Annotated in this window: 18 protein-coding genes and 1 rRNA gene; all 19 read left to right on the top strand. The window is 33.5% G+C overall.

The annotated features are described in order from the left end of the window. Window positions 1–25 precede the first annotated feature (25 nt). The 19 genes from rrf (at window position 26) to spoVG (ending at window position 15,202) form a co-directional block, all read left to right on the top strand. A 5S ribosomal RNA gene (gene rrf / locus FYJ81_RS12780) occupies window positions 26–140 on the top strand. 789 nt (window positions 141–929) lie between these two features. Beyond that, complete coding sequence (locus FYJ81_RS12775) at window positions 930–2,273, top strand: lysine decarboxylase (protein ID WP_119517781.1); 1,344 nt, start codon at window positions 930–932, stop codon at window positions 2,271–2,273. A 1-nt stretch (window position 2,274) separates the two neighbouring features. Then, on the top strand, window positions 2,275–2,892 hold the full coding sequence (gene tmk / locus FYJ81_RS12770) for a dTMP kinase (RefSeq protein ID WP_107386356.1): 618 nt from the start codon (window positions 2,275–2,277) through the stop codon (window positions 2,890–2,892). Window positions 2,893–2,918: 26 nt separating this feature from the next. Next, window positions 2,919–3,248: a cyclic-di-AMP receptor gene (locus tag FYJ81_RS12765; protein ID WP_046206571.1), complete on the top strand. Its 330-nt coding sequence runs from the start codon at window positions 2,919–2,921 to the stop codon at window positions 3,246–3,248. Window positions 3,249–3,373: 125 nt separating this feature from the next. Beyond that, on the top strand, window positions 3,374–4,300 hold the full coding sequence (locus FYJ81_RS12760) for a DNA polymerase III subunit delta' C-terminal domain-containing protein (RefSeq protein WP_119517782.1): 927 nt from the start codon (window positions 3,374–3,376) through the stop codon (window positions 4,298–4,300). A 2-nt stretch (window positions 4,301–4,302) separates the two neighbouring features. Then, complete coding sequence (locus tag FYJ81_RS12755) at window positions 4,303–5,106, top strand: PSP1 domain-containing protein (protein WP_107386358.1); 804 nt, start codon at window positions 4,303–4,305, stop codon at window positions 5,104–5,106. Between the two features lie 15 nt (window positions 5,107–5,121). Continuing rightward, window positions 5,122–5,463, top strand: coding sequence for a DNA replication initiation control protein YabA (yabA, locus tag FYJ81_RS12750; protein ID WP_107386359.1), 342 nt, complete (start codon window positions 5,122–5,124; stop codon window positions 5,461–5,463). 110 nt (window positions 5,464–5,573) lie between these two features. Beyond that, window positions 5,574–6,299 carry a tRNA1(Val) (adenine(37)-N6)-methyltransferase gene (locus FYJ81_RS12745; RefSeq protein ID WP_119517783.1) on the top strand — a complete coding sequence of 242 codons (726 nt, stop codon included), beginning with the start codon at window positions 5,574–5,576 and terminating at the stop codon, window positions 6,297–6,299. Further along, window positions 6,292–6,540: a GIY-YIG nuclease family protein gene (locus FYJ81_RS12740; protein ID WP_107384057.1), complete on the top strand. Its 249-nt coding sequence runs from the start codon at window positions 6,292–6,294 to the stop codon at window positions 6,538–6,540. The genes FYJ81_RS12745 and FYJ81_RS12740 overlap by 8 nt, the downstream gene beginning before the upstream one ends. Window positions 6,541–6,544: 4 nt before the next feature. Next, the gene (rsmI, locus tag FYJ81_RS12735) at window positions 6,545–7,378 is read left to right on the top strand and encodes a 16S rRNA (cytidine(1402)-2'-O)-methyltransferase (RefSeq protein ID WP_119517784.1); all 834 of its coding nucleotides are present in this window, start codon (window positions 6,545–6,547) and stop codon (window positions 7,376–7,378) included. 303 nt (window positions 7,379–7,681) lie between these two features. Further along, window positions 7,682–9,655, top strand: a complete 1,974-nt coding sequence (gene metG / locus FYJ81_RS12730; protein WP_154409716.1) for a methionine--tRNA ligase — start codon at window positions 7,682–7,684, stop codon at window positions 9,653–9,655. Between the two features lie 26 nt (window positions 9,656–9,681). Further along, window positions 9,682–10,455: a TatD family hydrolase gene (locus FYJ81_RS12725; RefSeq protein WP_107386363.1), complete on the top strand. Its 774-nt coding sequence runs from the start codon at window positions 9,682–9,684 to the stop codon at window positions 10,453–10,455. Between the two features lie 132 nt (window positions 10,456–10,587). Next, on the top strand, window positions 10,588–11,139 hold the full coding sequence (gene rnmV / locus FYJ81_RS12720) for a ribonuclease M5 (protein ID WP_119517786.1): 552 nt from the start codon (window positions 10,588–10,590) through the stop codon (window positions 11,137–11,139). 6 nt (window positions 11,140–11,145) lie between these two features. Continuing rightward, complete coding sequence (gene rsmA, locus FYJ81_RS12715) at window positions 11,146–12,030, top strand: 16S rRNA (adenine(1518)-N(6)/adenine(1519)-N(6))-dimethyltransferase RsmA (RefSeq protein ID WP_181187776.1); 885 nt, start codon at window positions 11,146–11,148, stop codon at window positions 12,028–12,030. Window positions 12,031–12,128: 98 nt separating this feature from the next. Further along, entirely contained in the window at window positions 12,129–12,392 is a 264-nt protein-coding gene (gene veg, locus FYJ81_RS12710) for a biofilm formation stimulator Veg (RefSeq protein ID WP_019467722.1), read from the top strand. A gap of 347 nt (window positions 12,393–12,739) precedes the next feature. After that, on the top strand, window positions 12,740–13,588 hold the full coding sequence (ispE, locus tag FYJ81_RS12705; RefSeq protein WP_107386365.1) for a 4-(cytidine 5'-diphospho)-2-C-methyl-D-erythritol kinase: 849 nt from the start codon (window positions 12,740–12,742) through the stop codon (window positions 13,586–13,588). A gap of 18 nt (window positions 13,589–13,606) precedes the next feature. Then, window positions 13,607–14,431 carry a pur operon repressor gene (purR, locus tag FYJ81_RS12700; protein WP_107386366.1) on the top strand — a complete coding sequence of 275 codons (825 nt, stop codon included), beginning with the start codon at window positions 13,607–13,609 and terminating at the stop codon, window positions 14,429–14,431. A 17-nt stretch (window positions 14,432–14,448) separates the two neighbouring features. Then, on the top strand, window positions 14,449–14,823 hold the full coding sequence (locus FYJ81_RS12695) for a RidA family protein (RefSeq protein ID WP_019467719.1): 375 nt from the start codon (window positions 14,449–14,451) through the stop codon (window positions 14,821–14,823). Window positions 14,824–14,893: 70 nt separating this feature from the next. Beyond that, window positions 14,894–15,202, top strand: a complete 309-nt coding sequence (gene spoVG / locus FYJ81_RS12690; RefSeq protein WP_019467718.1) for a septation regulator SpoVG — start codon at window positions 14,894–14,896, stop codon at window positions 15,200–15,202. The last annotated feature ends 188 nt before the right edge of the window (window positions 15,203–15,390 follow it).

Below are 15,390 nucleotides of genomic sequence, written 5' to 3'. Positions count from 1 at the left end.
TGTATAATAGTTATACATGATATTGTCTGGTGACTATAGCAAGGAGGTCACACCTGTTCCCATGCCGAACACAGAAGTTAAGCTCCTTAGCGCCGATGGTAGTCGGACTTACGTTCCGCAAGAGTAGAACGTTGCCAGGCAATTAAGACCCGAAAGGGTCTCTTTTTTTGCATCAAAAAGGAGCTTAACTTCCAGTTCGAAGAACTGTAAACTGACAAAAGAAAGCGTTTGAAGCTGACGAAGTGAGCGAAAGACGAAACGAGCTTACAAGTGGTAAGTGAGTGAGGAAAGCGTGAAACTGAGAAAAGATGCGAGCGCTTGTCTAAAGTCAGGAAAGCTCCTTAGCGCCGAAGGTAGCTGACTTACGTTCCGCAAGAGTAGGACGTTGCCAGGCAATTAAATAGGATGCGATGAGCCGAGACCGAGAGGTCTCTTTTTTTGTATTAAAAGGAACTTAACTTCCAGTTCGAAGAACTGCAAACTGACAAAAGAAAGCGCTTGAAGCTGACGAAGTGAACGAAAGACGAAACGAGCTTACAAGTGGTAAGTGAGTGAGGAAAGCGTGAAACTGAGAAAAGATGCGAGCGCTTGTCTAAAGTCAGGAAAGGTTCTTAGCGCCGAAGGTAGCCGACTTACGTTCCGCAAGAGTAGGACGTTGCCAGGCAATTAAGACCCGAAAGGGTCTTTTTTTGCATCAAAAGAATTTTAACTGCATGGGTTGATGTATAAATACTATTAATTTTAAAAAGTAATCATGATACTTTGACGGTATGGTCTTCAAGTGCGCTCATTTTTTTATGTTATTATGTTAAAATGTAGAAGATTAAAACGTTATATTGTTGTATAAGCAGATGTGTATTTTACTATATAATAGTAGGATTGTAATGAAACAAAAATATAGAAATAGAAATTGAAAAGTGAGGATAAGTATGAGTGAATCATTGTTACATAAATTGAAAGGATTATTAGCTGAAGAACCTATTTCATTACATGTACCTGGACATAAAAATATGACTATCGGATACTTAAACCAATTGAATTTTAAAATGGATATGACAGAAATTACAGGACTTGATGACTTACATTCCCCTGAGTCTGTAATAGCTGAAAGTATGCAAAGAGTTACCAAACATCCTGATTATGACGCTTATTATTTAGTAAATGGTACCACTTCAGGAATATTGTCTGTAATTCAAGCATTTTCCTCAAAAAAAGGGGATTATGCGATAGTGCGGAATGCACATAAATCTGTGTTTCATGCATTAGATTTAATAAAGGCAAAAGCACAATTATTAAAAATGGATATTAGTGATGCTACGAATCAATATCTAGGACCTAACAAAACGTCATTATACGATCAAGTTAAAGATAGTAAGCTATCAGTATTTACTTATCCTAATTATTATGGTGAATGTTTTGATATTAAATCTGTTATGGAATGTTTAAAATCATTGAAAATACCAACGCTAATCGATGAAGCACATGGTGCACATCTAGGTTTAGAACATTTCCCTGAGACAACATTAAACTTGGGCGCGGATTATGTTGTGCAATCATATCATAAAACATTGCCATCACTAACGATGAGTTCAGTGATATTTATTCATAAAAATGCACCTTATAGAGAAGAGGTCATAAAATATTTATCTTATTTTCAATCTTCTAGTCCATCTTATCTATTAATGAGTAGCTTAGAACTCGCGCAAAAATTTTATGAAGACTATAATAGTGAACATTTTTTTCAAAAAAGAAAACAACTGATTCAACGATTAAAAAGCAAAGGGTTAGAAGTTGTTGAGGTTGATGATCCACTGAAAATAAATGTAAGATGTAAGGGATATAATGGCTATGAATTGCAATCATACTTTGAAACACAGCATATTTATGTTGAATTGGCTGATGAGCTTCAAGTATTAATGGTCTTGCCATTATGGCATGAAGATGATCAATACCCATTTGATGAACTATTATCAAGGATTGAAAAAATCCAATTAGTAGAGAGACTGCAGGATATAAATACTAGCATACCGTATAGAACTGAAAGTAGTGTGTACTATGGTGGCGAAATACAGCATGTGCGAAAAATAGACATTAAATATGCTGGAAATAAAATATTAGCCAATCACATTGTGCCATATCCTCCTGGTGTTCCGTTAATGTTTAAGGGAGAAAAAATAACAGAAGATATGGTAAAATTAATGGATTATTGGTGTGAACATCATCAAAGAGTTGAAGGAATTAAAAATTTAAAAATAGAAATTAAGGATGAATAAGATGTCAGCTTTTATAACTTTTGAAGGACCAGAAGGTTCTGGAAAAACAACTGTGATACAACAAGTTGCAGAAAAACTAAAACATGAATATCATATTGTACTTACGAGAGAGCCAGGAGGCGTAAAGACAGGAGAGCAGATAAGAGAAGTATTACTCGAGGGAGAAGACATGGATGATCGGACTGAAGCATTGTTATTTGCTGCATCAAGACGCGAACATCTTGTAGGCAAAGTTATCCCAGCATTAGATAATGGTAATATTGTTTTATGTGATCGCTATATTGATAGTTCATTAGCATATCAAGGGTATGCAAGGGGTATAGGTATAGAAGAAGTTAAATCTATTAATGAATTTGCGATTAATGGATTATATCCAGATTTAACTATCTATCTAGATGTAAGTGTCGAAGTCGGTAGAGAGAGAATACTAAAAAATCAAAGAAATCAAAATCGTTTAGATCAAGAAGATGTAAAATTTCATGAAAAAGTAGTTGAAGGTTATAAAAAGATTATTCATAATGAGTCTGAACGCTTTATTGTAATTAATGCGGATCAAAGTATAGATAAAGTAGTGAATACAACGTATGAATCTATCACCAATTATTTAGAAAAATTATGATATAATATTCAAAAGAGGTGTTTAGTATGAAAATGATTATAGCAATCGTACAAGACCAGGATAGTCAGGAACTTTCGGACAAACTTGTTAAACATAATTTTAGAGCGACAAAACTTGCAACAACAGGTGGATTTTTAAGAGCAGGCAACACAACGTTCTTATCAGGTGTAGAAGATAATCGTGTCGATGAAATGCTACAGGTTATTAATGATACTTGTGGTAATAGAGAACAACTTGTATCGCCGATTACCCCGATGGGTGGAAGCGCTGATTCATATATACCTTATCCAGTTGAAGTGGAAGTTGGCGGCGCAACGGTATTTGTTATGCCAGTAGAAGCGTTCCATCAATTCTAAAAATATGGTTGCTGTATATGGTAACTTTTCGAATTACATGTTGCTAAGTGATTAGCTAATGTTAAATGTAATTTGTTAAGGCACTGTGTATTAGCAGCCTTTTTATATAAAGGAGCAACATTATCATGGATGAATTAGAAAGACTGACAAAAGCATATCAATCTAATAAACTATCGCATGCATATTTATTTGAAGGTGACGATGGACAGACAATGCAACAAGTTGCTATCGATTTTTCTAAAATGATTTTATGTGGTGAAGAAAATCAATGTCAGTTAAAAGTAGAAACATTTAATCATCCAGATTTTATGTATGTGTCTTCTGAAGAAACGACAATAAAAAAGGATCAAATAGAGCAATTAGTCCATCATATGAATCAATTGCCTATTGAAGGAAATTATAAAGTATATATTATAGAATCCTTTGAAAAATTAACGATTCAAGGTGAAAATAGTATATTAAAATTTCTAGAAGAGCCTCCAAATAATACAATTGCCATTTTATTAACTACGAAACCAGAGCAAATTTTAGACACAATTCACTCGAGATGTCAGCATGTTTATTTTAAACCAATTAATAAATTAAATTTTATAGATAGATTAGTGGAGCGAGAAATCACACGACCTGTTGCGGAATTGTTAAGCGCCTATACAACACAGATAGAGACTGCAGTTGCGTTAAACGAAGACTCAGACTTAATGGCACTGCGAAAGAGTATCATTAAATGGTGTCAGTTAATATTGAAAAATCGTTCTATGGCATTAATAGCAATTGTTGATTTATTGAAACAAGCTAAAAACAGACGCTTACAGTTATTATCATTGGCAGCAGTTAACAGTTTCTTTGAAGATATTATGCATGCTAAAGTAGGATTAGAAGATGAAATGATATTTCAAGATTTACAGGTGGAAATTAAACAATACGCACAAAATTTAACATATAATCAGATTGTTTTAATGTTTGATCAGTTAACTGAAGCACATAAAAAATTAAATCAAAATGTAAATCCAACATTAGTATTTGAACAAATCGTTATAAAAGGGGTGAAATAATTATGCAAAACGTAGTAGGTATACACTTTCAACACGCAGGTAAAATGGAATATTACTCACCACAAAATTTTGACTTAAGTTTGGGTGAGTGGGTTGTTGTTGAATCAAAACGAGGATTAGAAGTTGGAAGAGTGAAGTATGAACCTTTAAATGTAGCTGATGAAGATGTCGCATTACCTTTAAAACAGATTGTTCGTAAAGCTACAGAAAAAGATATAGTACAATACGAACAAAATGAACATGATGCAAAAGATGCTTTGAATTTGTGCAAAGATATCATTCAACAACAGCATTTGGATATGCGTTTAGTAAATTGTGAATTTACTTTGGATAAATCGAAAGTTATTTTTAATTTTACATCAGATGAGCGTGTAGATTTTAGAAAATTAGTGAAGGTATTAGCTCAAAAATTGAGAACAAGAATAGAATTAAGACAAATCGGTGTTAGAGATGAAGCAAAATTATTGGGGGGCATTGGACCTTGTGGTCGTTCGTTATGTTGTTCGACTTTTTTAGGTGACTTTGAACCAGTTTCGATAAAAATGGCTAAAGATCAGAATTTATCATTAAATCCTTCAAAGATTTCTGGTGCTTGTGGTCGGCTTATGTGCTGTTTAAAATATGAAAATGACTATTATGAAGAAGCAAGAGCTCAGTTACCAGATGTTGGGGATGTCATTGAAACGCCAGAAGGTAATGGTAGAGTTGTGGGCTTAAATATTTTAGATATATCTATGCAGGTTAAAATAGAGGGTCTTGAACAACCATTAGAATATAAAATGGAAGAATTAGAAACATTAAATTAGGAGGCCGTGACAACATTGAATCGAAGCGACATATTTGAAAATCTAGCTCATTTAGAGGAAAACATTAATCAAATTAATCGTGACATGTTAAATTTAAAAAATCTTACAGTAGCATTAATTGAAGAAAATGTCGCATTACAAATAGAGAATGAGAATTTAAAAACATTAATAGGTAAAGAAGAAAAAACTAAAAAAATAGAAAATGATAAAAAAGATCAACCTAAACGCCCATTACGTAGCAAAGATAATTTAGCGATGCTATACAAAGAAGGCTTCCATATATGCAATGGAGAGCTATTTGGCAAACATAGAAAAGGCGACGACTGTCTGTTTTGTCTCGAAGTATTAAGTGAGTAGTATAAATATCATTTATAAAAATAGAAAAATATGGAGTTGAGGATGAGAAAAGCGATAGGCTTCATTAGCGAAGCATCGTAAACTCATCCTCTTTTTTGGAGGTTACAAAAATGTTAATGGAAAATGAGAGGTATGATTTTTTATTAAAAGAGAAATTAGAAATTATACAAAATGATGATGTTTTTTCTTTTTCAACGGATGCTTTGTTACTCGCGCATTTTACAAAAGTAAAGAAAAAAGATGTCATTATGGATCTGTGTTCAGGTAATGGTGTTATTCCTTTGTTACTATCTCATAAAGGAAATCAATTTATTGAAGGTATCGAAATACAAGCACAATTAGTGAACATGGCTAAAAGAAGTATTGCTCACAATCATCTGAACAAAAGAATTCATATGTATCATATGGATTTGAAGCAAGCACATCATAAGTTTAAACCATCACAGTATAGTCTTGTTACATGTAATCCTCCGTATTTTAAAGTGAATCAACAATTTCAGCATCAAAAAGATGCACATAAAATTGCGAGACATGAGATAATGTGTACATTGGATGATTGTTGTTTTGAGGCGCGGCATTTATTGAAAGAAGGCGGTAGGTTTTTAATTGTCCATCGTGCTGACCGTCTTATGGATGTCTTAAGTAGTATGAGACATTATCGAATAGAACCTAAGAAGCTTTATTTTATTTATAGTAAACCTGGTAAAGTAGCTCAAACAATTGTAGTTGAGGGTAGAAAAGGTGGTAACCAAGGTTTAGACATACAGCAACCATTCTATATATATAATGAAGATGGAACATATTCAGAAGAAATGAGAGAAATCTATTATGGATAAGCATTTTATTTATATCGTTAGATGTAAAGATGGAAGTTTATATACTGGTTATGCAAAAGATATAGAACAAAGAATAGCAAAACATAATAGCGGTCAAGGTGCTAAATATACTAAAATAAGACGGCCAGTAGAGTTAGTTTATCAAGAAATGTTTGATACTAAATCAGAAGCTATGAAGCGAGAATATGAAATCAAAACATTTTCTAGACAGAAAAAATTACAGCTGATAAGTGAGGGATAGAAGTATGGCGACATTGTATTTAGTAGGTACACCAATTGGAAATTTAGCTGATATTACATATAGAGCAGTTGATATTTTACGAACAGTAGACTTGATTGCATGTGAAGATACACGTGTGACAAAAAAGCTTTGTGCGCATTATGATATACACGCACCGTTGAAATCATATCATGACCATAATAAAGCACAGCAGACGGAATACCTCATTCAGCAATTACAGGAAGGGGTTAATATTGCGTTAGTGTCAGATGCTGGGCTACCTTTGATAAGTGATCCTGGATACGAACTTGTAGTAGCTGCTAGAAATAATGGAATCAGAGTTGAGACCGTACCTGGGCCAAATGCCGGGTTAACCGCATTGATGGCAAGTGGGTTACCCTCATTTACATACACGTTTCTTGGGTTTTTACCAAGGAAAGAAAAGGCGAAATATGATTTATTAGAACAACGCATGTTTCAAGATAGTACTTTGATTATTTATGAATCACCGCACCGTGCTAAAGATACATTAAAGACCATTTATAAAATAGATGCGCAAAGAAATGTATCAATAGGTAGGGAATTGACCAAAAAATTCGAAGAAATTATCACGGATAAAGTGGAAAACTTACTAATGAAACTAGATGAAGGAGAAATACTTACAAAAGGCGAATTTGTCATCATCATTGAAGGGGACATTGCAGCAGAAGATACGTCTTGGTTTGAAAATATGTCTATACATGAACACGTTGGACATTATATTAATAAGAATATGAAACCTAAAGCAGCGATTAAACAAGTTGCAGAAGACAGGCAAATGAAGACAAGTGAAGTATATGATGTATATCATAATGTATAAAACGCAAGCTTACAAAATGCAATGCTAAAAAGAAAATTAAATAATAACTTTTTTGAAATTTTATCAATAAAACCAAGCGAAAAATTCCCATAACAAGCTTGATTTATGGTAATGTAGATAAGATAGAGATTATTTATCATGTTGTAAAATGAGTGAAAATTGCTAACGGACAAATACTTAATTTTATGCTAAATTAAACGTATTAAAATGATTAATAAATATAAATTGAACACTTATCTGCTTCATTGAAAATAAAAATAAATTTAGATATATTTGAAGTGAAAGAAACGAGGAGGAACATTGATGGCGAAAGAAACATTTTATATCACTACACCTATATATTATCCGAGTGGGAATTTACATATCGGTCATGCATATACAACTACAGCTGGTGATGTCATCGCACGTTATAAAAGAATGCAAGGCTATGATGTTCGATATTTAACAGGAACGGATGAACATGGTCAAAAAATACAGGAAAAAGCGCAAAAAGCAGGGAAATCAGAATTAGATTATTTGGATGAAATGATTTCAGGCATCAAAGCGTTATGGAAAAAGTTAGAGATATCCAATGATGACTTTATTCGTACAACTGAAGCGCGTCATAAAGAAGTTGTACAACAAATATTTGAACGCTTATTGGCACAAGGTGACATATATCTTGGTGAATACGAAGGCTGGTATTCTGTACCGGATGAAACGTATTATACGGAAACACAACTTGTTGATCCTGTATATGAGAATGGTGCAATTGTCGGAGGTAAAAGCCCTGATTCTGGACACGAAGTAGAATTGGTAAAAGAAGAAAGCTATTTCTTTAATTTATCAAAATATACTGACCGCTTATTAGAATTTTATGATGAAAATCCAGATTTTATTCAACCACCGTCTCGTAAAAATGAGATGATTAATAATTTCATCAAACCAGGATTAGAAGATTTAGCAGTATCTCGTACATCATTTGACTGGGGTATTCATGTTAAATCGAATCCAAAGCATGTTGTTTATGTGTGGATTGATGCGCTAGTAAACTACATATCATCACTTGGTTATTTATCAGATGATGATAGCTTGTTTAAAAAATATTGGCCTGCAGATATCCATATTATGGCGAAGGAAATTGTTAGATTCCATTCCATTATCTGGCCGATTTTATTGATGGCTTTAGATATTCCATTACCTAAAAAAGTCTTTGCTCATGGTTGGATTTTAATGAAAGACGGCAAAATGAGTAAATCAAAAGGAAACGTAGTAGATCCTAACGTATTGATTGATCGTTATGGCTTAGATGCAACACGTTATTATTTAATGCGTGAATTACCATTTGGTTCTGACGGCGTATTTACTCCAGAAGGCTTCGTAGAACGTACAAATTATGATTTAGCTAATGATTTAGGTAACCTAGTTAACCGTACAATTTCAATGGTTAATAAATATTTTAATGGCGAACTACCAGCTTATGAAGGTCCTAAACACGAATTAGACGAAGAAATGGAACAATTGGCACTTGATACAGTGAAAACGTTCCATGAAAATATGGATAATTTACAATTCTCAGTGGCACTTTCAACAATATGGAAATTTATAAGTAGAACGAATAAATATATCGATGAAACAACACCTTGGATTTTAGCAAAAGATGAGAACCAGAAAGACATGCTTGGAAATGTTATGGCTCATTTAGTAGAGAATATTCGTATCATTGCAGTGCTATTAAGACCATTCTTAACAAATGCGCCAAGACAAATTTTTGAACAGTTAAATATCAATTCACCTGAATTATATGAATTTAACAGTATAGAACATTATGGTGCGTTAACAGAGCCTATTATGGTAAGTAGTAAACCGCAACCTATTTTCCCACGCTTAGAAAGTGATGCTGAAATAGAATATATCAAGCAATCTATGCAACCAGATAAGGTCGAAGAAGCGCAAGAAGAAGTACCTAGTAAAGCAAAAATTGATATCAAAGATTTTGATAAGGTAGAAATCAAAGCGGCCACGATTATTGATGCTGAGAATGTAAAAAAATCTGATAAATTATTAAAAATCCAAGTTGATTTAGATAATGAACAACGTCAAATCGTTTCAGGCATTGCTAAGTTCTATCAACCTGAAGATATTATCGGGAAAAAAGTTGCGGTAGTTACCAACTTGAAGCCGGCTAAATTAATGGGTCGAAAATCAGAAGGTATGATTTTATCTGCTGAAAAAGATGGTGTACTTACACTGGTAAGCCTTCCGAATGCAATTCCAAATGGTGCAGTAATTAAGTAATCATTAGATAAAGGGAGCGATTTAATATGCTAATCGATACACATGTTCATTTAAATGCAGAACAATATGATGAAGATTTAGAAGCGGTTATTGAGCGCGCAAGAGATAATGGCGTAGATCGTATGTTTGTAGTAGGCTTTGATACACCGACTGTTGAACGTACAATGGAGCTAATTGATCAATACGACTTTATATACGGTATTATTGGATGGCACCCTGTAGATGCTATTGATTGCACAGAAGAAAGATTGGCATGGATAGAAAAGTTGGCAGCACACCCTAAAGTTATTGGAATTGGTGAAACTGGTTTAGATTATCACTGGGATAAATCTCCAAAAGATGTCCAACAAGCTCTGTTCAGAAAGCAAATTGCGTTAGCTAAACGCGTTAATCTACCAATCATTATTCATAATAGAGAGGCAACACAAGACTGTGTAGATATTTTAAAAGAAGAGCATGCAGAAGAAATTGGCGGTATTATGCATAGCTTTAGTGCGTCACCTGAGATTGCAGATGATGTCATTAATAAATTGAATTTCTATGTATCTTTAGGAGGCCCTGTCACATTTAAAAATGCGAAGCAGCCTAAAGAAGTTGCTAAACATGTACCATTTGATAGATTATTAGTTGAAACAGACGCACCGTTCCTATCTCCACATCCATACAGAGGGAAGCGAAATGAACCAGCACGTGTAACTTTGGTAGCTGAACAAATTGCTGAGTTACGCGAAATTAGCTATGAGGAAGTTTGCCGTCAAACAACTGAAAATGCTGAACGGTTATTTAAATTAAAAGCATAAAGATATTATTTTAAAGGTATCGGTCTGAAATATGGCTTAGTTGGTATATGAATACTAAGAGTAACCATAATTTGAGCCGGTACCTTTTTATTTTTTCTGAAATGAAGTAAAAAATGAAAGGTGTCACAATAAATGAAGATAAATGAATTTATTGTAGTAGAGGGAAGAGATGATACAGAGCGGGTAAAAAACGCTGTTGATTGCGACACAATTGAAACAAATGGAAGTGCAATTGATGAAAAAACGTTGAATGTGATTGCACAAGCATATGAAACACGAGGTGTCATTGTTTTAACAGATCCTGATTTCCCAGGTGATAAAATTCGTAATACAATAAAAAAGCATATTCCAGGGGTTAAACATGCTTATATTGATCGAGAAAAAGCCAAGAGTAAACGTGGTAAAATAGGTGTCGAACATGCAAAAATCGAAGATATCAAAGAAGCTTTGATTCATGTGAGCACGCCATTCGAAGAGGGATATGAAAGCATCAATAAGGATGTTTTGATTGATCTTGGATTAATTATAGGTAAAGACGCACGCAGAAAAAGGGAAATTTTAGGAAGAAAACTTCATATCGGCCATTCTAACGGGAAACAACTACTTAACAAGTTAAATGCTTTTGGTTATACAGAAGAAGACGTTAGAAATGCCTTGAAAGATAATAAAGGAAGTGAAGAATAATTGGATATGAAAGATATTGCCACACCATCGCGAACAAAAGCACTTCTAAATCATTATGGTTTTAGCTTCAAAAAAAGTTTAGGCCAAAACTTTTTAATTGATGTCAACATTATCCATAATATTATAGATGCGAGTAATATAGATGAACGTACGGGTGTTATTGAAGTAGGTCCAGGTATGGGGTCACTGACAGAACAATTGGCTAAAAGTGCAAAAAAAGTAATCGCTTTTGAAATTGATCAACGCTTAATACCAGTACTGAATGAAACAATGGCACCATATAAAAATGTTACGGTGATCAATGAAGATATATTGAAAGCGGATATTGCACATTATGTGACACATGAACTAGCAGATTGTGAGCAAATTTTAGTTGTTGCTAATTTACCATATTATATAACTACACCTATTTTATTAAACTTAATGCAACAAAAATTACCAATTGATGGTTATGTAGTAATGATGCAAAAAGAAGTTGGTGAACGATTAAACGCTGAGGTAGGAACAAAAGCTTATGGATCCTTATCTATAGTTGCGCAGTTTTATACCGAAACCAGCAAAGTGTTGACTGTACCGAAGACAGTATTCTTACCACCTCCAAACGTAGATTCAATCGTAGTGAAGTTAATGAAACGTGAACAACCACTTGTCGATGTAGACGACGAAGATAAATTTTTCAAATTGTCTAAAGCTGCATTCGGGCAAAGAAGAAAAACCATCAACAATAATTATCAAAGTTTGTTTGTTGATGGAAAAGCAAATAAAGAGATAATTGTAAATTGGTTAGAAGCTAGTGGCATTAACCCTAAAAGACGTGGGGAAACGCTTTCTATAAAAGAATTTGCAAATTTATATAATGAATTGAAAAATTTCCCGGAATTGGAATTTTAAATGATTGACAACTGCGTATGACCTTGCTAAAATTGACGTTTATTTGACAAAATCGCGCTAAATGTGTTATTATACAATATGTAGCGAGGTGGAGCAATATGCCAAAATCTATTGGAGACATCAAAAATTCACTTGATTGTCAATTAGGAAACCGTATTGTACTGAAAGCGAATGGTGGTCGTAAAAAAACAATTGAGCGTAGCGGTGTTTTAAAAGAAACTTACCCATCTGTTTTTATTGTTGAACTAGACCAAGATATTCATAATTTTGAGCGTGTATCATATACATACACTGACGTTTTAACAGAAAACGTACAAGTTTCTTTTGAAGATGATAATCATCAAGAAGCAATTGCACACTAAATAGCAGTAATATAAATTGAAAATTTGGTTCAAGTAACCATGTTTTTATTTCAGACATTAATATGAGATTGATTAGAAAAAGGTATGTTGGTGAATAGTCATCAATATACCTTTTTCTTTTGAAATATTATAGAATTCATCAGAATTAAAGAGATATAGTTTTATTACGTCAAAATATTATTGTAAAATAAGGAACTAACTGGTTGAATGATACGTTAAGGTGCTTAAAGTGATAAGCAAGGTAAATTGGGCAATAAACTTATAAAATTTTGAAAAAAGAATAACGCAAGTATAACAATATGTTAAAATCATTTTATTACCATATCGAATTGAAAGAGGGTGGGAATATGATTTATGAGACTGCGCCAGCAAAAATAAATTTAACGTTGGACACACTCTTCAAACGAGATGATGGTTTTCATGAAGTTGAAATGATTATGACAACGATTGATCTTAATGATCGTTTATCTTTTGAACTGCGCAAAGATAAAAAAATAGTTGTGGACGTAGAGCAAAGTTATGTTCCCTCCGATAATAAAAATTTAGCTTACAAAGCTGCAGAGTTAATGAAAGAAACTTATAATTTAAAGCAAGGTGTTACGATTACAATAGATAAAGATATACCAGTTTCAGCTGGCCTTGCAGGTGGATCGACAGACGCTGCTGCAACATTAAGAGGAATGAATCGACTATATAAGCTAAATAGACCTTTAGAAGAATTGTGTGAGTTAGGCATACAAATAGGAACTGATATTCCTTTTTGTATATATGGGAGAACCGCTTTTTGTAGAGGAAAAGGGGAATTGATTAGATTTATGAACAAGCCGCCTTCTGCATGGGTGATTGTTGCTAAGCCAGATTTAGGCATTTCCTCTCCTGATATTTTTAAAAAGTTAGATTTAACTCAAGAACATGAGGTTTATACTGAAACTTGTAAAGAAGCTTTGGATACGGGGAATTATGAATTATTATGTAATAGTCTTTCAAACAGATTGGAACCCATCTCTGGAGAAATGTATTCAGATATTTATAAAATCAAAGAAAATATGCTTAAAAATGGAGCAGATGGTGCTCTAATGAGTGGGAGTGGTCCAACCGTTTATGGATTAACACAAAAAGAACGTCAAGCCAGGCATGTGTATAATGCGGTCAATGGCTGTTGTAACGAAGTATATATTGCAAGATTATTAGGTTAGTGAGAAGGGATGAATAAAATGCGCTATAAAAGAAGTGAACGTATTGTTTATATGACACAATACTTGATGAACAACCCCAATAAATTAATACCTTTAACATTTTTTGTACAAAAATTTAAACAAGCAAAATCATCCATCAGTGAAGATGTACAAATTATTAAATCTACTTTTCAAAAAGAAAAACTGGGCACGGTGATAACGACTGCCGGAGCAAGTGGTGGAGTTACTTATAAACCACAGATGAGTAAAGCAGAAGCAAGTGAAGTTGTAGATGAAGTCATCGAACTTCTGCAAGAAAAGGACAGACTTTTGCCAGGTGGTTATTTATTCTTATCGGATTTAATGGGTAATCCCACTTTATTGAATAAGGTTGGAAAATTAATTGCAACGCTTTATATGGATCAAGAGTTGGATGCGATTGTAACTATCGCTACAAAAGGGATCTCACTAGCAAATGCAGTAGCGAATGTTTTAAATTTACCTGTAGTAGTGATAAGGAAAGATAATAAAGTAACCGAAGGCTCTACGGTCTCTATAAATTATGTGTCGGGTTCCACTAGAAAGATAGAAACGATGGTATTATCTAAGCGTACATTACCAGAAAACTCTAACGTTCTCGTTGTGGATGATTTTATGCGTGCAGGTGGTTCTATTAACGGTGTGATGAATTTAATGAATGAGTTTAAGGCACATGTTAAAGGGGTATCCGTATTAGTAGAATCAAAAGAAGTTAAGCAAAGATTAATTGAAGATTATACTTCCTTAGTTAGATTGTCTGATGTAGATGAATACAATCAGGAATTTAAAGTGGAAAAAGGCAACAGTTTAACTAAATTTACTTAAAGGAGCGGATCAACATCATGAAAGTAGTCAACACTTCAAAAGCACCAGAAGCATTGGGTCCATACTCACATGCAACGGTCATTAACGGGCTTGTGTTTACATCAGGACAAATCCCATTAAATTTAGATGGCGAAATTGTCAGTGATGATGTAAAAGCACAAACAAAGCAAGTCTTAGAAAATGTAAAAGTTGTATTAAATGAAGCTGGATCAAACATAGATTCAGTAATTAAAGCAACAATATTCATTGCTGATATGAATGAATTTCAAAATATAAATGAAGTTTATGGTGAATATTTTGCGGAACATCAACCGGCAAGAAGTTGTGTTGAAGTCGCAAGATTGCCTAAAGATGTAAAAGTTGAAATTGAAGTCATCGCAGAAGTGAAGTAATTTAAAGGATTTATAATTTTTGATGAAATTGTTAAGCTTCTAACAAAGAGATACTAGGGGGGCTCACTACATGAAAGTGACAGATGTAAGACTTAGAAAAATACAAACAGATGGAAGAATGAAAGCTTTAGTTTCAATAACTCTAGATGAATCATTTGTGGTGCATGATTTAAGAGTGATTGAAGGCAACTCAGGTCTATTCGTCGCAATGCCAAGTAAAAGAACACCAGATGGTGAATTTCGTGATATCGCGCATCCAATTAATTCAGAAATGAGACAAGAAATTCAAGATGCGGTTATGAAAGTTTATGACGAAACGGATGAAGTTATCCCTGATAAAAATGCTCAATCATCAGAAGAAACAAATGACGAAGCTTAATATATAAGACGAATCAAATTAAAAAAAGGGTTTGGGATATAAATCTCAATCTCAAAATAAAAGGATGTTCATCTTTTGTGGTGGGCAGATAATTAAAAGTAACTAATTTTATATTTAACTTAATCATAACACGTAGTAATCACTACATTCATTTAAGCGTACAGTTAATTATTAATTGTGCGCTTTTT

Origin of the sequence: Staphylococcus sp. McC-251-APC-3A2 (assembly GCF_009695665.1) — a bacterium.
GTDB classification, from domain to species: Bacteria; Bacillota; Bacilli; order Staphylococcales; family Staphylococcaceae; genus Staphylococcus; species Staphylococcus cohnii.
The sequence above is the reverse complement of the archived record's forward strand: the minus strand, read 5'-3'. Positions and strand labels throughout refer to the sequence as shown.